The following is a 26,930-nucleotide window of genomic DNA, read 5'->3' on the forward strand; positions in this document are numbered from 1 at the left end:
TCAGGGAGTGAACCGATCGGGCCACCGCCACCGCGAGATGAGGTACGGCTTCTCCGCCTCGAACGCGGCGCAGAGCCGCTCGACGCGGGCGTCCGCGTCGGCGGCGGAGAGCGCGGCGACCTCGTTCACGAAGCTCGCCACCCACCCGAGGTAGATTGGTGTCAGCGAACGGAGCAGCTGCTCGCGATCCATGCTCCGCACGCGCCAGCCGATCGCGAAGTCGTAGACGATGCGCGCCCACAGCGCGTCCGGGACGCGGAACGCCTCGGGCGGATCCCGCGGGATGCGCTGCAGCGCGAGGAGCGTCTGCGGTGGCAGCACGACGCTCCACAGCGGGCGCAGGTCCTGCCAGCCGAGGGCGAACGCGGAGACGAGCGGGCCGGGGGCGGGGGCGGGACCGGGGTCGTCGGGCGCGTGCTCGTCGCCCGTCGTCGCGACCGGGTGCGAGCCGCGGACGCGCTGCCAGCGCGCCGCATGCAGGGTCATCTCGTGGAACACCGCGCCGAGGACCTTCGAGATCGCCTGGGAGACGTCGCCGGGCTGCGCCGGGGGCCGCGTGCGGGGCCCGAGGTAGACCTGGGCCATCCGGCATTCCCGCGCGATCGCCTTGGTGATCACCCAGAGATCGGCGCCGGCGTAGGCGGGGTCGGTGCGCCACGCCTCGTCGCGCAGCAGCGCCTCGGCGAGGCGCCGAGACAGCACGATCTCCGACCCGAGCGGCTGACGCAGGCGGTGGCCGAACAGGGCCCGCGTGAGCGGGTACACGACGCCCGTGACGAGCACGCCATCGAAGCGGCGGCGCGCGTAGGCGGGCGCGACGAGATCGAACCCGCCGACGAGCACGGGGTCGAGGAGCGCCTTCAGCCACCGCGGGTCCGACGGCCGCGGCATCGGCTCGAGGAGCGCGCACGCCGGCGCGCCCAGCGACGCCGCCACCTCGAGGAGCGTCGGCAGCGCCGCCTGGGGCCCGCTGTAACCGCCCGTGTAGTAGGCGGGTGGCTCGGGCGGGCCCTGGCCGGCGAGCGGCAGCGGCTCGCCGGGGGTGACCGCGCCGCGGGGATCGCCGGTGAGCAGGAGCGACAGGCCGGCCTTCCCCGGGAAGGCCTCGCGGAGCCCTGCCTGGAGCGCGAGGGCCGCCTCGCTCGCGGCGAGCCGGTCCGGCTCGGCCGGGATCCCGATCACCACCTCCGGGGCGAGCGCCTCCCCCGCTCTCGTCGGCTCGAGCACGGGGAGAAGCTAACGCGGTTCGGGGCGCCGCGCGGCGCGGTCATCTGGGACGGAGGCTGTGCCTCCGCTGCGCGGGGGCCCCTCCGTGCGTGCCTTCTCGCTAGCCGGCGCCGGGTCCGGCCCGGCGCGGCTCGACGCGGAGGCGCACGCTGGCCCCCGCGGGCGTGCGGACGTCCACCGCACCCCGCTCGAGCGCCGCGCCGCTCACCGGCTCGGAGAGCGTCGGGGCGCCGTTCGCGACGAGCCGGACGCGGAGCGTCTCGTCGGGCGCAGCGAAGAGGAACGCCGCCGCGGGCGACCAGCTCGCCGACGCGCGGCGCGCCGCGACCGGGCTGCGGTAGACGACGTGCCCGCGCTGCTCGATCTCGACGGCGAGGTCCGGCGGCGCGGCTGCGCCCGACGGCCCGGCGGCGTCGACCTGCAGGAGGCGGAAGCCGCGGGCCCGCGGCGCCGGCACGGACCACTCGCCGGAGAGGTTCCCGCCGTCCGGGATCGGCGCGAGCCCGGCGAACGCGCCCTCGGCGGCGTCGGCGGGATCCGTCTCGAGCCGCAGCTCGACGACGGACTGCCCCGCGCCCGCGATGCCGGTCGTGGAGACGACGTCGCCCAGGCGGAACGAGACGAGGCCGACGTCGAGCGGCCGGGCGCCGCCGCCGAGCTGCTGCGCGACGTGCAGGGAGATGCGGCGGTCGTCGTAGCCGTTCGAGAGGACGACGAAGCTGCCGTCCAGGAGGGCGTAGACGCCGCGGCGCGGCGGGGTCCGGAGCGCGCGGCCGTCGGGGAGCGTGACCGTGACCACCAGCTCCGGCTGGTTCTCCGGCGGGATCCGGCGGGCGAGATCGAGGGCGAGGCCGCTCGTCGCCGCGGGGCCCTCGAAGCTCGCGAGGCGTGCGACGACGCGCTCGAGCTCGCGGCCGCGGCCGCCGGCCCACGGCCAGCCGTCGGGCCGCGTCGGGCGGACCAGGACCGACCGGAGCCGGATCGCGTACGGCCGGACCCGGACGCGCTCGAGCTCCCGCGCCGCGATCCCGTCCCTCGGCCCGGTCCGGAGCGCGTCGGCGAGCGCCTTCTCCGCCGCGGCGAAGTCGCGCCTCTGGACGGCGGCGTCGGCCGCGGTGAGCTGCGCCGCGTATCGCGCGAGCGGCTGCGCGCGACCGTTCGGGCGCAGCCGGAGCGCCGCGTCGAAGCTCGCCTTCGCCTCCGCGAACCGGCGCTGCGCGAGGCGCGCCTCGCCCTCCTGCGTGTACCGCTCCGCCTCGGCGTCCTTGAAGCGCTCGTACTCGGCGCGCACCCCGTCGAGCCGCGCGCGCTGCCCCGGATCCGCCTGCGCGGCCAGCCCGAGCAGGTCGATGGCCTGCTCGTACTGGCGCTCGGCGCGGAGCCGCTCCGCCTGGTCGACCGCGGCGGCCACGACGCCCGGCTGCCGGCGCCGCACCTCGGCGCCGACGCCCGGGTCGTCGGTCGCCTGCCGCGCCTGATCGAGGAGGACGAGCGCGGTGCGCGTGTCGCCCTGGGCAGCGGCGTCGCCGGCCCGGCGCGCGCGGAGGTAGCCGACCTCGCGGCCGGCGTCGCGCCGGACCGCCGCCATCGCGGCGGCGCCCGGGTCGAGCTGGAGGACGTAATCGGACTCCGCGAGGGCGCACTCCCAGTCCCTGCTCGCGGCGCACGCCTGCGACCGTCGCGTGGACTCGACGACCGCCGCCGCGCGCGCCTGCTGGTACTTCTCCTGGAGGTCCTTCTTGTCGGGATCGCTCCGCAGCGCCTCGGCGTAGGCGCGCTCCGCGGTCTTCCAGTCGCCGCTGGCGGCGGCGCGGTCGCCAGCCTTCTCGTGGGCGACGCACGCGCCGAGCACGAGGAGCGCGGCGGCGAGCGCGGGGAGGATGCGACGGGACATGGGTGCGCCTCCGGAGCGGGCCGGGGAGGGGAGACGGCCAGCGGGGGTTCACGCTACGGGGGCAGCGGGCCAGGACGCAAGCGGCTGGCCGTCCGGCCGCCGGAGACGCGCTGCGTCGAGGTGAGCGGCCGTCGCCGCGCCGTCGCCGGCTTCGTTCCTTCCCGTTCCGGGGGACACGGGAGGCGGGAACGGGATCCTGCCGGGACGGTGACGGGGCCTGCGGGCGCGCTCACCGGATCGGCACGAACCGCTCCGCGACGATCCCCTGCGCCTCGGGCGACAGCATGAACTCGAAGAACTCCTTGAGCGCGCCGGTGGGCGGCTCTCGGGAGACGAGGAGCATGGGGCGGGAGAGGAGGTAGTGACCGGACCGCACCTGGTCCGGCGTCGGCGAGAGCCCGTCGAGCGGGAGCGCCCGCGTGCCCGGGATCGCATACGCCATGGTGGCGGCGGTGACCGCGCCGGGGTCCCGGGCGACGAGCTGCAGGCAGTCGGCGGGGTCGTCCATCTCCCGGACCGTGCCGTACGCGGCGCCGTCGAGCGCGACCGTCCGGACGGCGTCGAGGGTGGCGCGCCCGCTCCCGAGCCGCTCGGTGCAGACGGTCACCGGGACGTCGGCCCCGCCGACCTCCTTCCAGCTCCGGATCTTGCCGGTGTAGAGCGCCTTGAGCTGTGCCTTGGTGAGGCCGCGCACCGGGCTCGCCGCGTGCACGAAGACGCCGAGCGCGTCGTACCCGATGATCTGGACGTGCGGGGACCGCGCGACCTCGGCCTCCGTGAGGTTGCGGGTCACGCCCGCGACGGTCACCCGGCCGGCGAACATCGCCTCGAGCCCACGCCCCGCGCCGCTGTGCTCGACGCGCGCGAACCGGTGGCCCGTGGCGCGCTCGAAGCGCGGCAGCGCGTCCGGCAGGATGCGGTTCGAGATCGTGGTGGCGCCGTCGTAGGTGAGCGGCTCCTCGCGTGCCGGCTCGACCGGGGCGGGTCGCGTGCACGCGGAGAGCACCGCGATCAGCGCCGCGGCGAGCTTGAGACGACGCATCCTTGGACGACCTCCCTCGACTGGGTCCGATGTCCTATCAGGAGGATCGAGACGAGGGAAGATCCTGGGTCCGCTCGCAGTGAAGATCGGGGGTCCCGGCCGACCTGCGCCCTTGCGCGCGGGGCGCGTGGCCGCTTCTGCGCCACGACCGCTCGTGCCGAGCGCCGGGGGCGCGAGGTCGAAGGAGCCGAGCCTCCCTCGACCTCGCGACGCCCGCCTCAGGCGAGGGCGGTGACCAGCGACAGCTCGCGCGCCTCGTGCTCCGCGATCTGGGTCGCGATGTCCCCGGCGAGCTGGCCGAGGTCGCTCGCCGTGAGCGCGTTCGGCGACTTCGTACGGTCGAGCAGGCCCGTCACCTGGCGCAGGATCTGCTGGTGCTCGTCGACCATCCGCCCGAGCTCGGCGCGGTGAGCGGGGCTCTTGGCGGAGAGGAGGCCGTAGAGGCCCTTCGCGTGCTCCTCGTGGGCGAAGTGCTCGCGGAGCGTCTGGCAGAGCTCGTCGAGGGTCGCGGACATCGCCGCCGGATCCGGCGCGCGCTGCAGCCGGAGGATGAGCTCGTTCAGGCGGTTGTGGTCCTCCTCGATCGCGCGCTGCACCTGCTCCGCGCCGTGGGTGGGCTTCTGCTCCGGGTGGGCCTGGAACTGCGCCTTCTCGGTGGAGCCCTCGAGGGCGAGCGTCGAGGCGGTGCCGCCCGACACCGTGGTCGCCACGAGGTCGAAGTACCCCGTGCCGACCTCGCGCTGGTGCCGGGTGGCGGTGTAGCCGTGCTTCTCGGCGCCGAACTCCGCCTGCTGCAGCTCGGAGTACGCGGCCATCCCGCGCTCCTTGTAGCCGCGGGCGAGCGAGAACATGGCGTGGTTCAGGGCGTGGAAGCCGGCGAGGGTGACGAACTGGAACTTGTAGCCCATCGCGCCGAGCTCGCGCTGGAACCTCGCGATGGTGGCGTCGTCGAGGTGCTTCTTCCAGTTGAACGAGGGCGAGCAGTTGTACGCGAGGAGCTTGCCGGGGAACTTCGCGTGGATCCCCTCGGCGAAGCGCTTGGCGTCGTGCAGGTCGGGCGTCTGCGTCTCGCACCAGATCGCGTCGGCGTACGGGGCGTAGGCGAGGCCGCGCGCGATGGCCGCCTCGATGCCCCCCTGCATCCGGTAGAACCCCTCCGAGGTCCGCTCGCCCTTCAGGACGAACGGCGCGTCGTACGGGTCGACGTCGCTCATGACGAGCTTCGCGCTCTCCGCGTCGGTGCGCGCGACGAGGAGCGTCGAGACGCCCATCACGTCGGCGGCGAGCCGCGCCGCGGTGAGGGTGCGGACGAAGGTCGACGTCGGCACGAGCACCTTCCCGCCGAGGTGGCCGCACTTCTTCTCGCTCGCGACCTGGTCCTCGAAGTGCACCGCCGCGGCGCCCGCCTCGATCATGCTCTTCATGAGCTCGAACGCGTTGAGCGGGCCGCCGAAGCCGGCCTCCGCGTCGGCGACGATCGGGGCGAACCAGTACGTTCCGTCCTTCCCCTCGGCGTGCTCGATCTGGTCCGCCCGCTGGAAGGCGCGGTTGATCCGCCGGACGATCTCCGGGACGGAGTTCGCCGGATAGAGGCTCTGGTCCGGGTAGGTCTGCGCCGCCGTGTTCGCGTCGGCCGCGACCTGCCAGCCGGACAGGTAGATCGCCTTGAGGCCCGCCTTGACCATCTGCACGGCCTGGTTGCCGGTGAGCGCGCCGAGGGCGTTCACGTAGGGCTCCGAGTGGAGCAGGGCCCAGAGCCGCTCCGCCCCCAGCTGCGCGAGCGTGTACTCGATCTTCACGGACCCGCGGAGCTTCTCGACCTCCGCGCGCGTGTAGCGGCGGACGACCCCGTCCCAGCGGCGCGGATCCGGGTGCGGCGGCGCCGGCGAGTCCGCCGCGCCGGCGAGGATCCGGCTCGTCTCGGCGGGCGTCGCCTCGAGCAGCTCGTACGCGGGGAGGGTGAGGAACTCGCTGAACTCGGCCTGCGTGCTCATCCGCTCGAAGAGCGCGCGCGCCTCCTCGAAGCGCCCCGACGCGAAGCGCGCGTCCCCGACCTCGAGGCGGATCCGGTCCATCTCCTCGGCGAGGACGGTCCGGAAGCGCTCGACGGTGAGGGCCTTGCCGTCGTCGAGCGTCACCCCGTGGTGGATCCACTGCCACGCCGAGGCGCGGGAGATCTCCGCGGTCGCCGCGTCCTCCATGAGGTTGTAGAGCGGCACGCAGCCGGAGCCGCGGAGCCAGGCCTCGATGTACTGGACCGAGACGCGGATGTTGTGGCGGAGGCCGGCCTCCGTCTTCGTGCCCTCCACCGGGCGGAGCAGGTCGCGCGCGGTGACGTGCACGTCCTCGCGCTTGCGGTGGATCTGGTTCGGCGTCTTCATGTGCTGGTCGAAGATCGCCTTCGCGATGGGCACGAGGCCCGGGTGCGCGACCCAGGTGCCGTCGTGGCCGTCGGTCACCTCGCGGAGCTTGTCGGCCCGGACCTTGGCGAGCGCCGCCTCGTTCGCCCCGGGGTTGTCCTTGATCGGGATCTGCGCGGCCATCCCTCCCATGGCGTGGACGCCGCGGCGATGGCAGGTCTGGATGAGGAGCTGCACGTAGGCGCGGAGGAAGCCCTTGTCCATCGTGACCTGCGCGCGGTCGGGGAGAACCATCCGCGCGTCCGCGTGGAACCGCTTGATGAACGAGAAGATGTAGTCCCAGCGGCCGCAGTTCAGGCCGGCGGAGTGCTCGCGCAGCTCCCAGAGGATCTCGTCCATCTCGAACGCGGCGGGCAGCGTCTCGACGAGGCAGGTGGCGCGGATGGTGCCGCGCGGGATCCCGACGCGCTCCTGGGCGACGACGAACACGTCGTTCCAGAGCCGCGCTTCGAGGTGGCTCTCCAGCTTCGGCAGGTAGAAGTACGGCCCCGTGCCCTTCGCGAGGAGCGCCTTCGCGTTGTTCCAGAGGTAGACGCCGAAGTCCCAGAGGGCGGCGGTCGCGGGCTTCCCGTCGACGAGCACGTGCTTCTCGAGCAGGTGCCAGCCGCGCGGCCGCACCATGAGGACCGCGGTCCGGTCCTTGAGGCGATAGACCTTGCCGGTCTCGGGCGCGACGTGGTCGATGGTCCCGGCGATGGCGTCCTTGAGGTTCACCTGCCCCTCGACGTTGTTCCGCCACGTCGGGGAGTTCGAGTCCTCGAAGTCCGCCATGAACACGCTCGCCCCGGAGTTCAGGGCGTTGATGATCATCTTGCGGTCCACCGGGCCGGTGATCTCGACGCGGCGGTCCTGGAGGTCGGCGGGGATCGGCGCGACGGTCCAGTCGGCGGCCCGGAGCTCCTCCGTCGCGGAGAGGAAGTTCGGGCGCTCGCCGGCGTCGTACCGGCGCTGCATGTCGCGCCGGCGCTCGAGCAGCTGCTCGACGCGCGGCCGGAAGGTCCGGACGAGCTCGGCGACGAGGGCGAGGGCGCCGGGGGTGAGGACCTTCTCGTGTCCGGGCGGCATCGTGCCGCGGAGCTCGAGGCCGGGCGGGAGCTGCGGACGGGGCGACTGGTTCTCGGGCATGTGTGGTGGTTCCTCCGTGCCCGGGTAACGTGATCGTGATTTAGATCAAGAACAATACCTTCAAGGATTTCGAACAGATAAGGTGTAACGGCGGAGTCAATGAACTCCTGTCAGGTTGTAAATCTTGAAAATGCCGGGGCGCGTCAACATGTTGGGCGCGTGGTGTGCGGGCAGCCTGCCGGCGGCCTCGCGGCAACCTCCCTCGAACGGAGCGCCGCACCCGAGGCGCGCGCGGAGGCCCCGGCGCGGGAGGTACTGCCATGCAGGAGACGGCCCACCTCGGGGCGAAGGTCCGGGTGCTGCGGCGGCAGCGCAACCTCACGCAGGCCCAACTCGCCGAGCGGCTCGGGATCAGCGCGAGCTACCTGAACCTCATCGAGCACAACCGGCGGAGCCTGTCGGCCCCGCTCCTCATCAAGCTCGCCGACCTCTTCGACCTCGACCTCAAGGCGCTCTCCTCGGAGAACCACGCCCGCGTGGTCGCCGACCTGATGGAGGTCTTCGGCGATCCGATCTTCGAGCAGCACGACGTGACCACCGCCGAGGTCCGCGATCTCGCCGGATCCTCCCCCACCGCCGCCCGCGCGGTGCTCACGCTCTACCAGGCGTACCGCGCGGCGCGCGAGGCGTCCGACACCCTCGCCGCGACGCTGTCCGACGGCGACCTCGAGGGCGTGGACAGCTCGCACCTCCCCACCGAGGAGGTCTCGGATCTCATCCAGCGGCACGGCAACTACTTCCCGGAGCTGGAGGCGGGCGCCGAGGAGCTGTCGCGCGGCGCGGGCGCGGACCGGGACGACCTCTCGACGAGCCTCGTGAGGCACCTCGGCGAGCTCGGCGTCACGGTGCGGATCGTGCGGCCCGCCGAGATGCAGGGCGCGGTGCGCCGGTACGACCCCGACGCGAAGGTCGTCTACCTCTCGGAGGTGCTGCGCCGCGGGAGCCGGAACTTCCAGCTCGCATACCAGATCGGCCTCCTCACGCAGGCCGCGACGCTGGACCGGTTCGCGGCCGACCCGCACCTCACGAGCGCGTCCTCCCGCGCCCTGGCCCGGGTCGCGCTCGCGAACTACTTCGCGGGCGCGGTGCTCATGCCCTACGACCCCTTCCTCCACGCGGCGCGGATCGAGCGCTACGACATCGAGCTCCTCGGCCACCGGTTCCGGGCGAGCTTCGAGCAGACCTGCCACCGCCTCACCACGCTCCACCGGCCCGGCGCCGAGGGCGTGCCCTTCCACATGGTCCGCGTCGACATCGCCGGGAACATCTCGAAGCGCTTCAGCGCCTCCGGCCTCCGCTTCGCGCGCTTCTCCGGCGCGTGCCCGCGCTGGAACCTGTTCGAGGCGTTCACCACCCCGGGGCTCATCCGCACCCAGCTCTCGCAGATGCCGGACGGCGCGACGTACTTCTGGGTGGCGCGGACGGTCTCGCGGGAGGGCGGCGGGTTCCACGCGCCCCGCTCCGTGCTCGCGGTCGCCATCGGGTGCGAGGCGTCGCGCGCGAAGGAGCTCGTCTATGCGGACGCGGTGAACCTCGAGTCGCGCGAGGCCGTCGTGCCGGTGGGGCTCACGTGCCGGCTCTGCGAGCGGATGGACTGCGAGCAGCGCGCGTTCCCGCCGCTGCAGCATCCGCTCAAGGTGAACGCGAACGTCCGCGGCGTGTCGTTCTATGCGCCGGTGGACGGGCGCTAGCGGAGCGCTACAGGAGGCGCGCGAGGGCGAGGCCGGCGCCGATCACCGCGAGCAGGAGGCCGGCGAGCGAGAGCAGCCAGCCCTCCACCGCCACGACGCGCAGGGCGCGCGGGCTCTCCGGCGCCCTTGGCCGCCGCGGGACGAGCCGGCCGGTGACGCGGTCGATGGCGGCGAGGGTCTCCGCCGGCCGCGACGAGAGGCGCAGCCCGAGCCAGGCGAGCGCGATCCCGGCCGCGACGAGCCCGGCGGTGGTCAGCGGGGACGAGCCGTCGGGTGGCGCCGGCTCAGCTGGCACGCTGGATCAGCTCGATCTTGTAGCCGTCGGGATCCTGCGCGAAGGCGATCACGGTCGTCCCGTGCTTCATGGGCCCCGCCTCGCGGACCACCGTACCCCCGCGCTTCTTGATCTCCGCGCAGGCGGCGTACGCGTCCGGCACCTCGAGCGCGACGTGGCCGAAGGCGTTCCCGAGGTCGTAGCCCTTCGTGTCCCAGTTGTGGGTGAGCTCGATGGCCGCCTGCTCGGACTCGGGGCCGAAGCCGACGAAGGCGAGGGTGAAGCGGCCGTCCGGGTAGTCCTGCCTGCGGAGCAGCTTCATCCCGAGGACGCCGGTGTAGAACGCGAGCGACCGCTCGAGGTCGCCCACGCGGAGCATGGTGTGGAGGATGCGCATCGGTGTCGTCTCCCTCGCGCGCGGCGCGCGGCGCGCGGCGGGGAGGATAGGCCGGAAGGGCGACGCGCGCACGCGCGGCGTCGTGGCGCCATCAAACCGTCGAGCCGCACGCGCGGCACCGCGTCGCCGCCGCCGGGATCGTCTCGAGGCAGAACTGGCACCCCTTCATCGCCGGCGCCGGCGCGGGCGCCGGCCGTCTCACGAGCGCGCGCAGGATCAGGAAGACGACGAGGGCGACGATCGCGAAGTCGAGCAGCCGCCCGACGAGATCGCCGTAGAGGATCGCGTTGTTGCCGCCGAGCGCGAGCTTCGCCTGTCGCCAGTCGCCGGCGGGGAGCACGAGCCCGACGATCGGCATGATGACGTCGTCGACGACGCCGCTCACCACCTTCCCGACCGCGGCGCCGATGACGACGCCGACCGCCAGTGCGACGACGTTCTGCTTCAGCAGGAACTCCTGGAACTCGCGCGCGAACCCTCGCGCGCCGGCACTCTTCCGAGCGACCCCTTCGGTGATCGCAGCCATGGGCCACCTCCCTGTGGCTCCTCGTACGGTGCGTCGCGGGCGGTCGGGTGGCCAGAGCGGGGAGGGCGGAAGACCCGGTGCGGTGGGTCGAGGACCGGCCTAGCCGACGGCCACGGGGCGCGGGTCGTCGGCACTAAGAGGCTCGGGTACGTTCACGGCACGGGTACGCGGTGCCGTCCCGCGTCGCGCGTGAGCGCCTCACGCGACGCCCAGCCGCTCCGGCGCGACCGCCGGCTCGAGCCGCGCGGGCCGCTCCGCGCGGACCGGGCGCGAGAGCATCTCGTGGGCGTTGGCGGAGGCGAGCTTCAGGAAGGCGTACCGGTCGAGCTCGAGCGCGGCGGCGAGCGCCTCCGCGAGGCGGTCGAGCCGGCGCGTCTCGAGCTGCGCCTCCTCCTCGGCGGCGTGCACGGCCGCGACGGCGCGCTCCTCGAGCGCGCGGAGCCGGCGGCGGACCACGGTGCGGTCCGCCTCGATGCGCGCGAGCTCGCCCTGGGCGCGGGCCAGAGCCTCGGCCCGCTGCGCCCGCGCCACGGCCTCGGCCGCGCGGGCGCGGTCCCAGAGGAGCGCGGCCGCGAGCGCGACCGCGCGATCCGCCTCGAGCCGCGCCGCGTGCCGGACCATCAGCACCGCCGCGAGCGGCACGACGAGGAGCAGCACCTGGGCGCCGGCGCGCGAGGGCGCCCCGCCGGAGATCGCGATCGCCGCGGCGAGGCCGGACGCGCCCGAGGCGACCGCGAGCAGGAGGGCGCGGCGGCGCGGGGCGGCGGGATCGTCGGCGAGGGCGTGCAGCCGCGAGACGGCCGCGCCGAGGAACGTGAACACCGCGGCCGCGGCGCCGAGCGCGAAGACGAGGCCGAGCGCCGCCGCCGCCGGCGCGTGCTCCGCCGCCTGCCCGAGATCGGCGGTGCGGAGGCCGGACAGGGCGAGGATGGGGTCCGCGAGCCGCCACGCCTCGGCGCCGAGGAGCGCGAGCGCGAACCCCCGGAGCACGTGGACCGGCGCGGCGGTCGGGACGGGCGGTCGCCCGAGCTGCTCCGCCGTCGCGTCGACGGCGGGAGCCGCCGCGAGCGCGCCGGACGCGAGATCGTCGGAGATGCCCCTGTCGACGACCGCGATGCGCTCCTGGGCGACGGCGGCGCGACGGTCGAGCCCCTCGAGCGCGGCCTCGAGCTCGCGGACCGCACGCACCGCGGCGGGGCCCTCGCGCGCCTCGAGCGCGCGGATCCACCGCTCCGCTGCGGGGCGCGGCGCGGCGCCGTGCGTCGCCGCCTGCGCCCGGGACGGTCGCGCCAGCACGACGGGCTCGCCGTTCTCGACGTCGATGCGCACCGGCAGCGCCTCGAGCGGGACGGGGAGCCGGGTCGCGTACCGGGCGAGCCGGTGCCGGAGGAAGTCCTCCAGTCGGACACCGGCGCGCACCGCGCGGCGTGCGTCGATCGCGGCACCCGTCGCGGATCGCGTGAACTTGGTCTCTGGTGGGGGTCGGACCCTCAGGCCGCGTGCGGCGGAGCGCGCGCGCCACGCGTCCAGCGTGCTCGTGAGGATCCGCTTCCAACCCGGCTCGCGCCGCCCCGCGCCCGTGCTCCCGCCCTCGTCCGTCACCGACCTGCCTCCGCCCCCAACCCCGAGGCGAAGCTAGGGAGGCGGCCAGGAGACCGCCAACCGATACCGGCGGGGCGAGCCGGGCGGGCCGGACGCCGGGAGTCACCCTCAGGGCGTCGGTGACCCAAGGGATACCCCGGATGCAGGCGTGTCGGTACCGTTCACGCGTGCCGCCCGCACGTCCTCCCCGGATCCTCGTGGTCGACGACAACGAGGTGCTCCGCGCCCTGCTCGCGCAGGCGCTGGAGCACGGCGGTTACGACGTGATCACCGCGGAATGCGGCGCGGCGGCCCTCGAGGTCGCCGCCGCCGATCCCCCGGACCTCTGTCTCGTCGACCACGTGATGCCGGGCATGAGCGGGGCGGAGCTCATCGCCGCGCTGCGCACCTCGCCCGACCCGCGCCTGCAGGCGATCCCGGTCATCGGCTTCTCGGGGCGCGACGGCGCGGAGGAGGCGCTGCTCCGCGCGGGGGCGGTCATGACCCTGCGGAAGCCGCTCGGCGAGGCGCCCCTGCTCGAGGCGGTGCGAACGGTGCTGCCCGGCGGGCGGTCGGTGGAGAGGTCGCTGGCGGCGGGGTGATCAGGGGCGGGGTACTCCACCCCGAACCTGGACGTCCAACTCGAACCCGCGATCCGTGCCCGTGACCCCGGTCACGTCGTGGCCGTGGTCCGTCCGTGGTCCGTGGTTGACGACGGCAGCGACGGCAGCGACGGCAACGACGGCAGCGACGGCAGCGACGGCGGCGACGGCGGCGACGGCGGCGACGGCGGCGACGGCGGCGACGGCGACGGCGACGGCGACGGCGACGGCGACGGCGGCCACGGCGACGGCGGCCACGGCACACGGCGGCCACGGCGGGACGGCGGCGACGGCCGAGGGCGACGCCGACTGAGAGTCTCCCTCTCCCCCGCGCGGCTTCATCGCGTGGGGGAGAGGGCCGGGGTGAGGGGGCGCACCGCGGCACGGTCACGGAACGTGAACCCAGTGGCCGCTCGCGTCGGCGGAACGCGTTTCGCGGCCGCGCGGCACCCGATCAGCTTCGCGCGTACGACTCGAGCGCGGCGGCGAGGGATGCGCCCGGCTTCGGCGCCTTGCCCTGCTTCGCGAGCGCCTGCTCGAGCGCGGCGAGCACCGCGAGCACGTTCTCCTGGCGCGACGACTCGCCCATGAGGCCGATCCGCCAGACCTGCCCCGCGAGCGGGCCGAGGCCGCCGCCGATCTCGATGTCGTGCTCGTTGAGCAGCGCCTTGCGGACGGCGCCCTCGTCCACGCCGGCGGGGGCACGGACGCAGTTCAGGCTCGGGAGGCGGTGCCCCTCCTGCGCCTGCGGCGAGCACCCCAGGGCCGCGACCCCGGCCATCAGCGCGGCGGAGTGGCGGCGGTGCCGGGCGAAGCGCGCCTCCAGGCCCTCCTCGAGCACCAGGCGCAGCGACTCGCGCAGCGCGTAGACCATCGAGATGGGCGCGGTGTGGTGGTAGACGCGCTTCCCCTCCGCCCAGTAGTCGGCGACCATCCCGGCGTCGAGGTACCAGCTCTGCACCTTCGTCTTGCGCGCCTTCACCGCGTCGAGCGCGCGCGGCGAGAGCGTGAGCGGCGCGAGGCCGGGCGGACAGGAGAGGCACTTCTGCGTCCCCGAGTAGACGGCGTCCGCCTCCCAGGCGTCGACCTCGACCGGGACGCCGCCGAGCGACGTCACGGTGTCCACCACGAGGAGCGCGCCATGCGCGTGGCACAGCTTGCCGAGGCCCTCCATCGGCTGCTGGGCGCCGGTCGAGGTCTCGGCGTGCACCACCGCCACGACCTTCACCTTGCCCTCCTTGCGGAGCGCCTCCTCGATCCGGCCGAGCTCGCAGACCTGGCCCCACGGTACGTCGAGCTTCACCAGGCGGCCGCCGCAGCGGCCGACGATCTCCGCCATGCGGTTCCCGAACACGCCGGCGGCGACGACGATCGCCGCGTCGCCGGGCTCGATGAGGTTCACGAGCGCCGCCTCCATGCCCGCGGACCCCGTCCCCGACACCGCGATCGTGAACGGGTTCTCGGTGCGGAACACGGCGCGGAGCTGGGCCTGGACCTCGTTCATGATCTCGAGGAACCTGGGGTCGAGGTGGCCGAGCAGCGGCGTCGACATCGCGCGGAGGACGCGCGGGTGGACCATGCTCGGGCCTGGGCCGAGCAGCAGCCGGAGGGGCGGCGCCAGCTCGGGGACGGCGGAGACGTTCATGTGTGGCCTCGTGGGAGTTGGACCGCGCGCGGGCGGCCGGGAGAACGAGAACGAAATCTTACCCTCGGCGCTCGCGGCAGCGCGACCCTTAGGGGTTTCGAGCCGTTGGGTGTCCTCGGCGTCGATCACGTCGCGTGAAGACACGGGCCCGTCGCCGGTCGCGCGCGCCCTCGCTGAATAGCGCCGCGGGGCGAACGTCGAGATGTCGTGGGCTCCTGGCGCTTGACCGATCTCGTCCGCGCCTGACAGCCTGCGCACCTCGTTCGACTCCAGGAGGATCGATGCACCGCCCGACCCTCGCAGCCCTCGCCGTCGCGCTGGCGCTGCCTTTCGCCGCCGCCGCTCAGGCCGTCCGGCCCGGCGAGCCGAGCCGCGGTCTCCTCGCCTCGTACCCGCTCGACGGCCAGGCCGTCGACGACGTCACCCGCACGCCGGCGCAGGCCGTCGGCGTCCGCCCGATGGAAGGGCACGACGGGCAGCCCCGCGGCGCCCTCTGGTTCGACGGCGCGCGGTCGTACGTGAGCCTCGGCGACCGGCTGCAGCCGGAGCGTTTCACCATCGCGGCGTGGATCCGCCCCGAGCTCGTGGACCGCGTGCAGGTGATCGTCTCGAAGATCCGGAACCTCCCGAACCACTACCAGCGCAACCTCGAGCTGCGCCTCGAGCCGGGCGGGCGCCTGTTCCTGCACGTCCCGAGCGGCAACGGGTGGGAGTCGGTGCAGGGCCAGCGCGCCATCGCGCCGGGCCGCTGGACGCACGTCGCCGCCGTCTACGACGGCGCCCGCGCGCAGCTCTACGTCGACGGCGTGCGGGACGGCGCGCCGGTCGCGGTCGCGTACGCGCAGACGCGGACCGAGACCTTCATCGGCGCGCGCCCGGAGGGCGGCGGCCGCGACGGCCGGACCCCCGCGGGCCCGACCTGGTTCTTCACCGGCGGGATCGAGGACGTCCGCATCTGGGGACGGCCGCTCTCCGACGCGGAGACGTCGCTCGTCGCCCAGGGACGCCTCGACGTCCCGGCGCCGCCGCCAGCCCGCCCGCCGCCGGGCGCCGACCGCGGCGAGCTCCTCGCGTCGTACCCGCTGGACGGCGACGCCCGCGACGCCGCCGGTCAGGCCGACGGCAGGATCGTCGGGGCGGTGAAGCCCGCCGAGGACCGCGGCGGCGATCCGCGCGGCGCGCTCCTCCTCGGCGGCCGCGACTACGTGGACCTCGGCGTCCGCGTCGAGCCGGAGCAGTTCACGCTCGCTGCGTGGGTGCGCCCCGCCCGCGTCGACCGCGACCTCGTCGTCCTCTCGAAGTGGTCGAGCGCGCCCGGCCCGAAGGACCGGTTCCTCGAGCTCCGCATCGACGCCGGCGGCCGGGTGACGCTCGCGATCCCCGGCGGCCCCGGCGGACGCCCGCAGCAGGTCCGCTCGACGCGGCCGCTCGCGGCGAACCGGTGGGCGCACCTCGCCGCGTCGTTCGACGGGGAGCGCGCGGTGCTGTACGTCGACGGCGCCGCCGACGCCGAGGCGACGTTCTCGGCGTTCGACGCCTCGCAGGGCCCCGTCCTCCTCGGCGCGCGGCCGGACGCCTCCGGCAAGCGGCCCCGGCTCGGCACGTTCTTCGAGGGCCGGCTCGACGACGTCCGCATCTACCGCGGCGTGCTCGAGGACCGCGAGGTCCAGGCGCTCGCGCAGGATCGCGGCGCCCCGCCGCCCCGTCCCGGCCCCGCCCCCGGTCCACGCCCCGGCGACGACGACGAGCGCGAGGCCGCGTTCCTCGTGAAGCTGGATCGGCTCCAGGCCCGGTACGACGCGGCGTGCGTCCGCCGCAGCGGGCGGAGCGTGCTCGAGGCCGAGGCGCAGGTCTTCCAGGCGCTCGAGGACGCGGACCGCGCCGCGCGCGCCGAGCGGAACCAGCGCATCTCCGGATACCTCCGCCGCGCGCTCGGCGAGCTCCAGGCGGCGCGCAACCGGACGGACGCGATGAGCCTCGACCGGAAGCGCAGCGCGCTGTCCGGCCTCTCCGAGTCGCTCTGGAACGACCTCGTCCAGGACCTCGACGCGACGCCGCTCGGCGACGACCGGTACGACGACCGGCGCGGCGGCGGGGACGTGCGCCGCGCGGATCCCTGGTACTAGGCCGGCGATCGCGCTCCGGGCGGCGCGGGGCTCAGGCCTCGCGCCGCCCTCGTCCTTCGGCCACTCAGCGCGCGGCGCCGCGGAGCCAGAGCTCCACCTGCCCGACGGCGTACGGCACGGCGGCGTCGACGCGGAGCACGCGCGGCCCGAGCGAGAACGGCGTGAACCCGCGCTCGGCGAGCGCGCCCGCCTCGTAAGCGGTCCAGCCGCCCTCCGGGCCGATCGCGAGCGCGGCGCGCCCGCCCGCGGGGGCGAGCGCCTCGAGCGGCGCGGCGCCGACCGGGTGCGCGAGCAGCCGCGCCGGTTCCGGGAACGTGGCCGCGAGCTCGTCCTCGATGAACGGCTTGAACAGCCGGCGGACGATCACCTCGGGCAGGATCGTGTCGCGGCCCTGCTCGAGGCCGAGCAGCAGGTGCTCCCGCATCGCCTCCGGTGCGAGCAGCGGCGAGGACCAGTAGCTCTTCTCGACGCGCCAGCTCCCGAGCAGCACGAGCCGCTTCACGCCCATCGACGCCGTGGCGGCGAGCACCTTGCGCAGGATCTTCGGGCGGGGCAGGGCGAGGAGCAGCGCCACCGCTGCCGGCGGTGGCGGATCCCGATCCAGCCGTGGCGCGAGCACCACCTCGGATGCCGTCGCGGAGAGCACTTGCGCCTCGCCCATCCGGCCGCCCACGACGCCCGCCAGGACCGCGTCGCCCGGCGCGGCCCGGAGGACCTCGACCACGTGCCGGGCGCGACGGTCCGCGAGGCGGGCGGTCCCGTCCCCGGCGAGCTCGCCGGGCTCGAGGAGCAGGAGGTTCACGCGGCCGGAGGGTCGCCCCGGCCGCGCCCGCTGTCAAACGCCGGCTACGACGCCAGCCGGCCCGCCTCCGCCGGGGTTCCGACCTGCACCGCCACCGACGGGGGCGTCGGGGCCGCGACCTCGGCCACCCCGGGCTTCCGCCGGCGCGGGGCGAGCAGCTGGGTCGCGCCGCGCGCGGACGCGAGCCGGACGAACTCGTAGCGGTCGAGCTCGAGGGCGCCGACGAGGCTCTGGGCGAGCCGGGAGAGCGCCGCGCGCTCGCGGCGTTCCGTCTCCTCCGCGAGGCGCGCGGCGGTCATCGCCCGCGCCGAGATCTCGCGGAGGCGCCGCCGGAAGGAGTCGCGCTGCCGCTCGAGGTCGCGCTCCTCCTCGTCCGCCCAGTCGAGCTCCTCGAGCCGCCGCGCCCGCTCGGCGAGGGTGCGCGCCCGCTCGCGATCCCACTCGAGCGCCGCCGCTTCCTCCGCCGCGCGACCCGCGCCCTCGGCGCGCGCGCGTCGCAGGACGAGCGCCGTCGCGAGCGGCACGGCGAGGAGGAGCAGCACGTACGTGTGGTGCGCCATCCGGGCGGGCGCCTGGATCCCGCCGAGCGCGGTCGCGACGAGCGCGGCCATCGCCGCCGCGGCGACGGCCGAGACCGCGAGGGATCGCCGGCGGAGGCGATCGCCGCCGGCGCGCGTCGCCTGGAGCCCGGCCTCGAGCCCGACGTGCGCGAGCGCGAACAGCGCCGCCGAGACGCCGAGCGCGAAGAGGGCGGCGAAGATCGTCTCGATCGGACGTCGCGAGGCCTCGGCACCGAGCCGCGCCGGGTCCACCTCGGCGGTGTGCAGGATGGGCAGCGCGACCTGCCAGGTCTCGGCGGCGAACGCGGCGGCGATGAAGGCGTGGAGCGAGAGCTGGGGCCACGCCGAGCGGATGGGCGGACGCCCGAGCTGCTCCGCGGTCGCCTCGACGCCCGAGGGCGCCGTGACGAGCCCGGCGGCGACATCCGCCGCGAGGCGGCGCGAGAGCTCCTCGCCGCGCCGGCGCGCCGCCTCGGCCTCGCCCTCGAGCACCGAGAGCTTCACCTCGAGCTCCTGCACCTCCTGCCGGACCGTCGGGCCCTCCACGGCGACGAGCGGCGCCAGCCACGCGTCGGGATCGCTCGCGAGCGCGGCGGCCGCGCGGCGATCGGGCTCGAGGGGGTGGACGATCAGCTCGCCGTCCTGCACGTCGATCGCGAGCGGCAGGCGCGCGCGGGGGATGGGCAGCGTCGAGAGGTAGCGTGCGAGGCGCGAGCGGAGGTAATCGTCGAGGGGGACGCCGGCCGCGACGGAGACGCGGCCGTGCCAGAACGCGGCGAGCCAGGTGCGCCGGATGGGCTCGAGACGTACGGCGCGCGGGCGTCGCAGCGGCGGCTCGGCCGCGAGCCCGAGCCACGTGCGCAGGCGGCGGGGAAGGGACGCCGGTCCTGCGGCGTCGGTCGTTCGGTGGTGGCGTTCCTCGGACACGGCTGCGGCTCCTCGAGACCCGGAGATGGCGCGCGAGCGGCATGCGTTCGCTTGCGCGGTCGGTGAGCGGGCTCTCTGGGTGGGTAATCATCCGACGGCGGTACGACCGGTACCTGCCTGGGCCGCGTCTCGTCCGCGCGGCCCCTGCTGCCGTCCCGTGGACGGGGGCGACCCGGAGCCGCGATCGTCGCGGTCGGGTACAATGGCCTGAATGCCCGCCGAAGCGCCGCCGCCCCGCTGGACGCTCATCTCCGTCCTGTTCTCGAGCATCCCGCTCACGCCGTCGCTCGCGGCGACGCTGCACGAGGCGGCCGTCGACCTGTACCGGCGCGACGACGCCGTGGGCCAGGTGGCCGGCGATCTCATGAACGGCCGCGTCACGAACCTCAAGAAGACGATGCAGCTCGGCGCCATCACCGGCCCCGCGTTCGAGGCACGCCTCGACACCGAGCGCGGCAGCGGAACCGTCCGGTACCTCCTCACGCGCCAGGGTCTGGATCTGATGGGCATCGAGGCGCCGCAGGGGCCGGCCGCGGCGCGCCCGCGCTATCTCAACTGAGAGTCCGCGTCCCGCGGTCACCGGACGCGAAGCGCGGCGGCGGCGCGAGTAAGCTCGCCGGTGCTTGGAGTCGAGGCGCATTCTCGTCATCGAGGACGACGCGGCGGTTCGCGAGGCCCTCGCGGACGCGATCGCCGAAGCCGGCCTCGTGGTCGACGTCGCGGTGGACGGGATCGACGGGCTCCAGCGGCTCCGCGCGGGCGATCCACCCGCAGTGATCCTGCTCGACCTCCGGATGCCGCGGCTCGGCGGCCCCGAGTTCCTGCGTGCGCTCCGCGCCGACGAGCGGTTCGAGCACGTGCCGGTCATCTCGATGACCGCCGGCGTGGACGGGCCCGATCGCGAGCCGGTCGTCGCTCACCTGCGCAAGCCGTTCGACCTCGACGACCTGCTCGGCATCGTCCTCTCGCTCTGCGAGGCCGAGGAGGTCTGAGGCGGGAACGGCCGAGGCGAGCCGGCATCCAGGTGATGCTCGCTCTCCGTGCGCCCCCGGCACCGCCGGGCGTGCAGCCTCCGATGGGCACGCTCTCCCTTCGCGGGATGCCCCGCCTGGCGCGCGCTGCCAGCGTGAGTGCCGGGAGGGGAAAGACCCGATGAAGCAGTCCTCGTCCTCGGACGCAGTGACAGGTGCGTCCGCGCACTCCGCGCGGCTCGCCCGGTTCGCCCTGGTCGGGCTGACCGGGGTGGCGGTGAACCTCGGCGTGCTCCACGCGCTCGCGGCGGGACTCCGCGTCCCGGAGATCGCCGCGTCGGCGCTCGCCATCGAGGCGAGCATCGTGTCGAACTTCCTGCTCAACGACGCGTTCACTTTTCGTGACCGTCGCGGCGGCGGCGGCGTGGCCCGGCGGCTGCTGCGATACCACGTCGTGAGCGCGATCGGCGTCGCGCTCCAGCTCGGCACGTTCTCGGCGCTCGCCCTCGCTGCGCGGCACCTGCTCGGCCGTCCCGAGCTGGGCGCCTGGCGCTACCCGGCGCAGCTCGCGGGGATCGGGCTGGGGTTCGCGTGGACGTACGCTGGCAGCCTCCGGTTCGCGTGGGTGGACGGGTCCTCCGCCGGCGCGCCGCGTCCGCGATCGCGATCCCGGGAAGCCGCCCTGCCCCGGGTGATCTTCCTCGCCGTGCTCGCGCTGCACGTGCTCCCGATCTGGCTGGTCGCCTATGTCCCGACGCAGGACGGGCCGCTGCACGTCGAGAACACGCTCGCCCTGATCCACCACGCCGCGTCCCCGCTGCTCCAGCGCTACTACCTCGCGAACTGGGGCGCGCAGCCGAACTGGCTCACCCAGCTGCTCCTCGCGCCGCTCCTCGCGATCTTCTCGGGCCCGACCGCGGAGAAGCTCGTCCTCACCGGCTACACGCTCCTCCTGCCGCTCGCGTTCCGGTCGGTCCTCCCCCGCGGCGCGCGCGGGTGGTGGGCCGCGCTCGCGGTGTTCCCGTTCGTGCACGCGTTCCCGTATCACATGGGCTTCTGGAACTTCTCCTGGGGGCTCGCGCTCGCGCTCCTCGCCGCGGGCTTCTTCCTCCGCACCCGCGGGCGCCTGGATCCGGCGCGGTTCGCGGTGCTCGCGGTGCTCTCGGTGCTGCTCTACCTCGCGCACCTCGTCGCGTTCGCGGGCGCGGTGCTCGCCGTCGGCCTCGTCCTCGGCTTCCGGTTCTGGCTCTCGTGGCGCCGCGCGGGCGACGACGCGTCCCGCCGCCGCGCCGTCGTCCGCGGATACGGACGGCGGCTCGGGGCCGGCGCGCTCACGGTGCTTCCGGGGACGGCGCTCGTCACGGCGTGGATCCTCGCCCACCGCGACAAGGCCGAGGCGCGCATCCCGCTCAGGGAGCTCGCGGCGAAGCTCGCGACCGGCTACGCGATGGTGTCGATCGACCGCCGGGAGATCCCGCTCGCGGTGCTGGTCGTCCTCGTGCTCTTCGTGACCGTCGTGCACCTCGTGCTCGTCCGGGCGGGCCGTGGCCCACGGTTCCGGCCGAACGACGGCTGGCTCCTCGCCGCGCTCGCCTTCGCGGTGCTCTACTTCGCCGTCCCGGACGTGGTCGCATCGGGCGCGCACGTGTCCGACCGCCTGGCGCTGTTCTCGTTCCTCTGCGTCGCGGCCTGGATCGGCACGGGCGCCGTGCCCCGGGTGGCGGTGAAGCGCAGCGCGGTGGCGCTCGCGACGATCGCGGTCGTCGCGCTCGGCGTCCGGTTCGACAAGCAGCGGCAGCTCTCCGGGCTCATGGAGGAGCTCGTCTCCGCGAGCCGGGCCATCGGCGAGGACCGGGTGATCCTCCCGCTCGCGCTCGCGCCGTTCGGGCCTCGCGACGTGAACGGCCGGCGCCTCGGGTACCGGATCAAGCCGTTCCTGCACGGCGCGAGCTGGATCATCGCGGAGAACGGCGGGGTCGAGCTGAAGAACAGCCAGGCGAACACGGACCAGTGCCCGGTGATGTGGCCGAAGGACCGGAACCCGTTCCGGATCATCGCGAGCAGCCTCGGGCGGATGGAGGGCGTCCCGCCGTGCGTTGATCTCCGCGCGGCGCCGAGGCTCGGCGCCATCGACTACGTGCTCGTGTGGGGCGCGACGCGCGAGAACCTCGACACGCCGTGCGGCGCGGCGCTCGCGACCGAGCTCGCGCAGCGGTACGAGCCCGTGTTCCTGTCCCAGCCCCGCGGGCTGCTCGAGGTCTGGAGGCCACGGACGGCGACCGCGAGCCGCTGAGGGCGCGCGGCGGCCGAAAACGGAACGGGCCCCCCGGCAGCGCCGGAGGGCCCGTCTCGCTTCACGTTCGATCGAGCGCTACTTCTTCTTCGCGGGCGCGGCGGCCGGAGCCGGCGCGGCGGCCGGGGCCTTCAGCACGCGGCTGCCGGTCTCGTCCATCGACGTGAAGAGGACCGCGGTCTCCTTGACCGTGGCCGAGTCGGCCTTGATCGGGTGGCAGACGCCGCAGAAGGCGTCCATCTTCGAGCCCTTCGCGGTGTCGACGCGGAGGTACTTGTAGTACGGGTTCGACGGGTGCGGGTCGTGGCAACCCATGCACTCGAAGCGGCCGCCCTCGCGGAGCAGCTCCGGCGGGACCTTGGCGACCTTCGGGTTCACCGAGGCGAGGCCGAACGGGTGGCTCATGTGGCCGCTCACCGGGGCGTAGCCCTGCCCGCCGTCCTTCGTGTCGGCGTGGCAGCCGAGGCAGAGCGCCGTCGTGCCGGTGTACGGCTGCTTCGTCTTCGGGTTCAGCATCGTCTTGTTCTGCGGGATTGCGAAGATGATCTCGCCCTTGGCGGTGTGGATCGAGTGGCACCCCGTGCAGCCCACGCTGTCGTGGGCGCCGGCGGCGAGCGCGGCGAGCGGGAAGGCGGAAGCGACAGCGACGAGGACCAGCCTACGGACGAGCGACATGTGGAAAAGACTCCTTGGAAGGGCAGGGAACGGGCCGGGAATGTACGAATTCGGGGCGTGTCTGCGCATTGATGGCCGACAATTGCTGCGTGCGGTCATGGACCGCTCCGGCCGTCTTCGTCCCAGAGCGCGCCGGTTCGCCATCCGAGCCGGATGGAGAGCAGCCGCACGAGGAAGGCTGCGACAATTCCGACCAGCGCGGCCAGGGTCGCAGGCGCGCCGAGCCCGCGGCCCAGCACGAGGAAGATCACGACCCCGGCGAGCGCGGCGAGCGCGTAGAACTCGCCCGGCTTGAAGACGAGCGGCTCCTCGCGGACGAGCACGTCGCGCAGGAGGCCGCCACCCACGGCATTCACGACGCCGACGAGCGTCGCGGTGAGCAGCGGCAGCCCCGCCGCGAGCGACTTCTGGGCGCCGACCATGGCGTACGTCCCGAGCGCCAGCGCGTCGGCGACCGTGAACACCAGCCGGAGGCGGTGGAGGTGCCGGCTGTACAGCGCGGCGGCGATCGCGCCGGCGAGGACCGCGGCGAGATACCGGCCGTCGGTGATGACCGCGGGCGGGCCGTCCTGGAGGAAGAGGCCGTCGCGGAGCAGCGCGCCGCCGAGGCCGGTCACGAACGCGAGGACGGCCACGCCGACGGCGTCGTACCGCTTCTGGATCGCCACGAGGCTGCCGGTGACCGCGAAGAGGAACGTCGCGGCGAGGTCGAACGCGATGTCGAGCGCGAACGGCCGGTCGAGGAACGGCTGCGCGAGGAGCGGCTGCACGGCGGGACTCTTAGCACGGGCGTCCCGGGCCCGCGCGCGCCGGGGTAGCATCCCGCCGCCATGGCCGACCTCCCCGTGCGGATCGTGCTGCTCCGGCCGCGGAACCCCGAGAACCTCGGGGCCGCGGCGCGGGCCATGAAGAACTTCGGCCTGTCGGACTGGGCGATCGCGGCGCTCGGGACGCACGACTTCGCCGCCGCGCGCCGGGTGGCCGTCCACGCCGAGGACCTCCTCGACCGGCCCCGCCTGGTCGCGTCGCTCGACGAGGCGGTCGCGGACTGCGCGTGGGTCGTCGGGACGAGCAGCCGCGCCGTCCGCGGCAAGCGCCGCCTCGCGCCCGACGCGGTGGCGCGCGAGGCGCTCGAGCGCGCCGCGGAGGGCCGGACCGCCATCGTCTTCGGCGACGAGCGCAGCGGCCTCACCAACGAGGAGGTCCACCGGTGCCACGACCTCTCGGCGATCCCGACGGGCGAGGCGCAGCCGTCGGTGAACCTCGCGCAGGCGGTGCTCCTCTACGCCTACGAGGTGCGGCGCGCCGCGCTCGCGGCGGCTCCGGCGCGGCCCGCGAAGGCGCCGGAGGGCGCCACCGACGCGGAGCTGGAGCGCGTCGAGGACGCGCTCCGCGAGGCGCTCCGCACGGCCGGGTTCCTCGCGGGCCCGGAGCGGCACGCCGTCCGGGATCTCGCGGCGGCGCTCCGGCGGGCGCGGCTCTCGCGGCGCGAGGCGCGCCTGTGGCTCGCGGCGCTCCGGACGCTCGGGCGGGGGTGAGCCCGCCTCCGTCACGGCTCAGCGCACGTCCTCGCGCTCGACGCCGGGGATCGCGAGCACCAGGTCGGGGCCGTACGCGGACGCCGGCGTCTGCCAGCCGGGGCGGACCTCGCCCGCGAGCACCCGCCGCGCGATCTCGACCGCGGTGAGCGCCGTCAGCGTGTACCCGTCGGGCCCGCGCTGCCGGGCGGCGACGGTGTTGCCGCTCGCGTCGGTGGCCTCGGCGTAGTGTCGCGAGCGCCCCCGCGTCCGGACGGCCGGGTCCGGTCCGGCCGCTCCGCGCGCGAGGAGCTGCGCCGTCAGCTCCGCCACCCGCGGGTTCCGCAGGAACGGCGCGATTCGCGGCGCGAGGCGGAGGAGCACGCGCTCGGTAACCGACGCCGCCATGTACGTCGAGACCTGGGACACGCCGGTCGAGCGCGGCGCGGTCGCGAGATCCCCCCACGGCAGCGCGACGCAGGGGACCGGGCCGTCGCCGAAGTCGAACGCGCGCACGGCGGGGCCGGCGAGGGTGCCGGGCAGGTCGGCGTGCGCCATGAAGGTCCGCGCCGTGCCGATGGACATCCGACCCAGGCCGCTGAACGCGATGACGAGCGATCGCGCGCCGGGCAGGCGCCGGACGAGGTGCGCCGCCAGGCAGTCGGAGGGGACGACGTCGAACCCGGCTCCGGGGAGGAGCATCACGCCGGCGCGCTCGGCGTGCGGGCCGAGCGCGGCGAGCCCGTGGAAGACCGGGAGCTCCCCGGTGACGTCGAGGTAGTGGACGCGGAGATCGAGGCACGCCTCCGCGACGGCGCGCCAGGTCCGGATGAACGGGCCGGCGCAGTGGAGCACGGCGGCGCTGCCCTCGATGCCGCGCCGGACCGCGTCCGGATCCGTGAGCGGGAAGGCGCGCCAGGGAACGCGCAGCTCCCGCGAGAGCGCGACGAGCCGCTCGGAGTCGCGGCCGGCGAGGACGACGGGGAGCCCGCGGGCGGCAGCCTCGCGGGCGACGAGGGCGCCGGTGTAGCCGTAGGCGCCGTAGATCACGAGGGGAGAGGTGGCCACCGGCGGAGGCTAGCGCGGGGCGGGCGGGGGTGGGGTGGCTTTCGATGGGGGGGGCGGCTCCCCGTACCCGTGCCCGTGAACGTACCGGGGGGCGGGCACGCGTACGCGCACGGGCACGGAGTAAGATCGCCTCATGCTTCCCCTCACCTGGCAGGACCGCGACGGGGGCCTGTTCTGCGACCTCTCCGACGCGGGGGAGGGCGCCGGCACGTTCCTCGCGGTCCGTCCCCACTCCGAGCCCGACTACTGGCGCCCGGTGTGCGTCCTCGCTCCCGGCGAGGAGGAGCGCGAGGTCGGCGACGGCGTCCTCGGCCGCGAGCACGCCCAGGACACCGTCGTGAAGTACGCGATCCAGGTCCTCGCGCGGACCCACGGGCTCTCCACGGCGCCCCGCGAGGCGGACGCGGACGATCCCTGGCCCATGCGGACGCTGGCGCGCCTCTGGGCGGAGCTGGCGTCGGGGCCGGGGGCGTCCGGGCGGGGCTGAACGAACCCTCGCCCGGCGGTCCCCCCTCCTGGCCGTTGCTCCAGCGGGGCCGAGAATGGGTACATTGCGATACTCGGGGGGACACGCGGCGCTCCCGCTGCGTTCCGCCTTCGGAGCGGGGACCGGGTGCCTGGGACGAACGGCGCAGCACGTGACGGACGGAACGCCGCGGCCTGGCCGCGCACGACGGTGCTGCTCGCCGGGAACGTGACGCTCGACCGGGTTCCCGGGGGCTTCACGCCCGGCGGAACCGTGAGCTACGCGGCGCGGACCTATCTCGGACTGGGTGCGCGCGTGCGTGCCGTCACGGCGGCCGCGGCGGACTACCCCTCGGCCACGCTGGCCGGCGCCGACGTCGTCGTCGTGCCGGCGGCGCGGACGACGACGTTCGTGAACACGTACGACGCGGCCGGGATCCGCACACAGCGCGTCGAGGCGATCGCGCCGCCCGTCGAGCCGTCGCAGGCGCCGGCGAGCTGGCTCGCGGCGGACCTCGTGCACCTCGCGCCGATCATGGGCGAGATCGCGCTCCGCACCTGGCTGCCGGCGGTGCGAGGGCGGTTCGTCGGGATCGGGGTGCAGGGGTGGGTGCGCGCGGTCGCGGCCGACGGCACGGTGATCCAGCCACCCTGGGAGCCCGCGCCGGAGGAGCTCCGCGGCGTCGACGCGGCGTGCGTCGGCGAGGACGATCTCCGCGGGCAGGGCGACCTGCTCGATCGCCTGATCGCGGCGGTCCCCATCGTGGCGTTCACGCACGGCGACCGCGGCTGCGAGGTGATCGTCCGCGGCCGCACGCTGCGGATCGGGGCGTTCCGGACGCACGAGGTCGATCCCACCGGCGCCGGCGACGTCTTCTCCGCGGGCTTCTTCCTCGGCCTCGCCGAGGGCGCCGACCCGGCGCAGGCGGCGCGGCTCGGCGCCGCCGCGGCGTCGATCGTCGTCGAGGCGCGGGGTGCGGACGCGCTCGATCGCATCCCGGAGGCGCGCGCCCGCGTCGCCGCGGTGCCCGTGCTCTCCGGGTCCGCCGGCGCGGCGGCGCCGGTCGAGACGAGATCGCCCTAGAACGGGGGCAGCGCCCCG

The 26,930-nt window shown here is 75.0% G+C and carries 24 protein-coding genes; 9 read left to right on the forward strand and 15 right to left on the reverse strand.

All coding sequences use genetic code 11. The features are described from left to right. From AMOR_RS21930 to aceB, 4 genes are all read right to left on the reverse strand, one after another. Positions 1-1,227, reverse strand: a complete 1,227-nt coding sequence (locus AMOR_RS21930; RefSeq protein WP_248354116.1) for a hypothetical protein — start codon at positions 1,225-1,227, stop codon at positions 1-3. A gap of 100 nt (positions 1,228-1,327) precedes the next feature. After that, complete coding sequence (locus AMOR_RS21935) at positions 1,328-3,121, reverse strand: hypothetical protein (protein ID WP_248354118.1); 1,794 nt, start codon at positions 3,119-3,121, stop codon at positions 1,328-1,330. A gap of 229 nt (positions 3,122-3,350) precedes the next feature. Then, entirely contained in the window at positions 3,351-4,163 is an 813-nt protein-coding gene (locus AMOR_RS21940) for a substrate-binding domain-containing protein (protein ID WP_248354120.1), read from the reverse strand. 218 nt (positions 4,164-4,381) lie between these two features. Further along, the gene (gene aceB / locus AMOR_RS29750) at positions 4,382-7,708 is read right to left on the reverse strand and encodes a malate synthase A (protein ID WP_318653823.1); all 3,327 of its coding nucleotides are present in this window, start codon (positions 7,706-7,708) and stop codon (positions 4,382-4,384) included. A 260-nt stretch (positions 7,709-7,968) separates the two neighbouring features. On the opposite strand from aceB, the gene AMOR_RS21955 reads away from it, so the two are divergent. Then, positions 7,969-9,399 (forward strand): helix-turn-helix domain-containing protein, encoded by a 1,431-nt coding sequence (locus AMOR_RS21955; protein WP_248354123.1) that lies wholly within the window; start codon positions 7,969-7,971, stop codon positions 9,397-9,399. A 7-nt stretch (positions 9,400-9,406) separates the two neighbouring features. On the opposite strand, the gene AMOR_RS21960 is transcribed toward AMOR_RS21955, so the two are convergent. The 4 genes from AMOR_RS21960 to AMOR_RS21975 all read right to left on the reverse strand — a co-directional run bounded on the left by AMOR_RS21960 (position 9,407) and on the right by AMOR_RS21975 (position 12,198). Further along, positions 9,407-9,694, reverse strand: a complete 288-nt coding sequence (locus tag AMOR_RS21960; protein WP_248354126.1) for a hypothetical protein — start codon at positions 9,692-9,694, stop codon at positions 9,407-9,409. Then, complete coding sequence (gene gloA / locus AMOR_RS21965) at positions 9,684-10,070, reverse strand: lactoylglutathione lyase (RefSeq protein ID WP_248354129.1); 387 nt, start codon at positions 10,068-10,070, stop codon at positions 9,684-9,686. Before gloA ends, AMOR_RS21960 begins: the two co-directional genes overlap by 11 nt. A 91-nt stretch (positions 10,071-10,161) precedes the next feature. Next, positions 10,162-10,596, reverse strand: coding sequence for a large conductance mechanosensitive channel protein MscL (gene mscL / locus AMOR_RS21970; protein WP_248354131.1), 435 nt, complete (start codon positions 10,594-10,596; stop codon positions 10,162-10,164). Between the two features lie 198 nt (positions 10,597-10,794). Beyond that, positions 10,795-12,198: a hypothetical protein gene (locus AMOR_RS21975; protein WP_248354134.1), complete on the reverse strand. Its 1,404-nt coding sequence runs from the start codon at positions 12,196-12,198 to the stop codon at positions 10,795-10,797. Positions 12,199-12,365: 167 nt separating this feature from the next. Between AMOR_RS21975 and AMOR_RS21980 the strand changes: the two genes are divergently transcribed. Beyond that, positions 12,366-12,779 (forward strand): response regulator, encoded by a 414-nt coding sequence (locus AMOR_RS21980; protein WP_248354136.1) that lies wholly within the window; start codon positions 12,366-12,368, stop codon positions 12,777-12,779. On the opposite strand, the gene AMOR_RS21985 is transcribed toward AMOR_RS21980, so the two are convergent. Beyond that, complete coding sequence (locus AMOR_RS21985) at positions 12,780-13,037, reverse strand: hypothetical protein (protein ID WP_248354138.1); 258 nt, start codon at positions 13,035-13,037, stop codon at positions 12,780-12,782. It abuts the gene before it with no gap. Positions 13,038-13,233: 196 nt separating this feature from the next. Continuing rightward, on the reverse strand, positions 13,234-14,424 hold the full coding sequence (locus tag AMOR_RS21990) for a pyridoxal-phosphate-dependent aminotransferase family protein (protein WP_248354139.1): 1,191 nt from the start codon (positions 14,422-14,424) through the stop codon (positions 13,234-13,236). Between the two features lie 281 nt (positions 14,425-14,705). Here AMOR_RS21990 and AMOR_RS21995 point away from each other — a divergent pair, with 281 nt between their 5' ends. Then, entirely contained in the window at positions 14,706-16,550 is a 1,845-nt protein-coding gene (locus AMOR_RS21995; RefSeq protein ID WP_248354142.1) for a LamG domain-containing protein, read from the forward strand. A gap of 64 nt (positions 16,551-16,614) precedes the next feature. Here AMOR_RS21995 and AMOR_RS22000 read toward each other — a convergent pair whose 3' ends face one another. Together AMOR_RS22000 and AMOR_RS22005 are read right to left on the reverse strand one after the other, a co-directional pair. Next, a complete protein-coding gene (locus tag AMOR_RS22000) occupies positions 16,615-17,352 on the reverse strand; it encodes a 16S rRNA (uracil(1498)-N(3))-methyltransferase (protein WP_248354144.1) in 738 nt (245 codons plus the stop codon). A 44-nt stretch (positions 17,353-17,396) separates the two neighbouring features. Then, positions 17,397-18,839: a hypothetical protein gene (locus AMOR_RS22005; RefSeq protein ID WP_248354147.1), complete on the reverse strand. Its 1,443-nt coding sequence runs from the start codon at positions 18,837-18,839 to the stop codon at positions 17,397-17,399. A 211-nt stretch (positions 18,840-19,050) separates the two neighbouring features. On the opposite strand from AMOR_RS22005, the gene AMOR_RS22010 reads away from it, so the two are divergent. The 3 genes from AMOR_RS22010 (at position 19,051) to AMOR_RS22020 (ending at position 22,103) form a co-directional block, all read left to right on the forward strand. Beyond that, complete coding sequence (locus tag AMOR_RS22010; protein ID WP_248354150.1) at positions 19,051-19,398, forward strand: hypothetical protein; 348 nt, start codon at positions 19,051-19,053, stop codon at positions 19,396-19,398. Between the two features lie 64 nt (positions 19,399-19,462). After that, a complete protein-coding gene (locus tag AMOR_RS22015) occupies positions 19,463-19,831 on the forward strand; it encodes a response regulator (RefSeq protein WP_248354153.1) in 369 nt (122 codons plus the stop codon). A 160-nt stretch (positions 19,832-19,991) separates the two neighbouring features. Beyond that, positions 19,992-22,103: a GtrA family protein gene (locus AMOR_RS22020; RefSeq protein ID WP_248354156.1), complete on the forward strand. Its 2,112-nt coding sequence runs from the start codon at positions 19,992-19,994 to the stop codon at positions 22,101-22,103. Positions 22,104-22,181: 78 nt separating this feature from the next. Here the strand turns inward: AMOR_RS22020 and AMOR_RS22025 are convergent, their stop codons facing one another. Both AMOR_RS22025 and AMOR_RS22030 read right to left on the reverse strand, forming a co-directional pair. Beyond that, positions 22,182-22,778, reverse strand: coding sequence for a cytochrome c3 family protein (locus AMOR_RS22025; RefSeq protein WP_248354159.1), 597 nt, complete (start codon positions 22,776-22,778; stop codon positions 22,182-22,184). Between the two features lie 95 nt (positions 22,779-22,873). Beyond that, positions 22,874-23,548 (reverse strand): trimeric intracellular cation channel family protein, encoded by a 675-nt coding sequence (locus AMOR_RS22030; RefSeq protein ID WP_248354161.1) that lies wholly within the window; start codon positions 23,546-23,548, stop codon positions 22,874-22,876. A gap of 60 nt (positions 23,549-23,608) precedes the next feature. On the opposite strand from AMOR_RS22030, the gene AMOR_RS22035 reads away from it, so the two are divergent. After that, positions 23,609-24,316: an RNA methyltransferase gene (locus tag AMOR_RS22035; protein ID WP_248354164.1), complete on the forward strand. Its 708-nt coding sequence runs from the start codon at positions 23,609-23,611 to the stop codon at positions 24,314-24,316. 18 nt (positions 24,317-24,334) lie between these two features. On the opposite strand, the gene AMOR_RS22040 is transcribed toward AMOR_RS22035, so the two are convergent. Next, entirely contained in the window at positions 24,335-25,363 is a 1,029-nt protein-coding gene (locus AMOR_RS22040) for a saccharopine dehydrogenase family protein (protein WP_248354166.1), read from the reverse strand. 133 nt (positions 25,364-25,496) lie between these two features. On the opposite strand from AMOR_RS22040, the gene AMOR_RS22045 reads away from it, so the two are divergent. Together AMOR_RS22045 and AMOR_RS22050 are read left to right on the forward strand one after the other, a co-directional pair. Beyond that, positions 25,497-25,850 carry a hypothetical protein gene (locus tag AMOR_RS22045; RefSeq protein WP_248354168.1) on the forward strand — a complete coding sequence of 118 codons (354 nt, stop codon included), beginning with the start codon at positions 25,497-25,499 and terminating at the stop codon, positions 25,848-25,850. Between the two features lie 126 nt (positions 25,851-25,976). Further along, a complete protein-coding gene (locus AMOR_RS22050; RefSeq protein ID WP_248354170.1) occupies positions 25,977-26,912 on the forward strand; it encodes a PfkB family carbohydrate kinase in 936 nt (311 codons plus the stop codon). Positions 26,913-26,930 lie beyond the last annotated feature (18 nt).

It is taken from the genome of Anaeromyxobacter oryzae, from assembly GCF_023169945.1.
Classification (GTDB): Bacteria; Myxococcota; Myxococcia; order Myxococcales; family Anaeromyxobacteraceae; genus Anaeromyxobacter; species Anaeromyxobacter oryzae.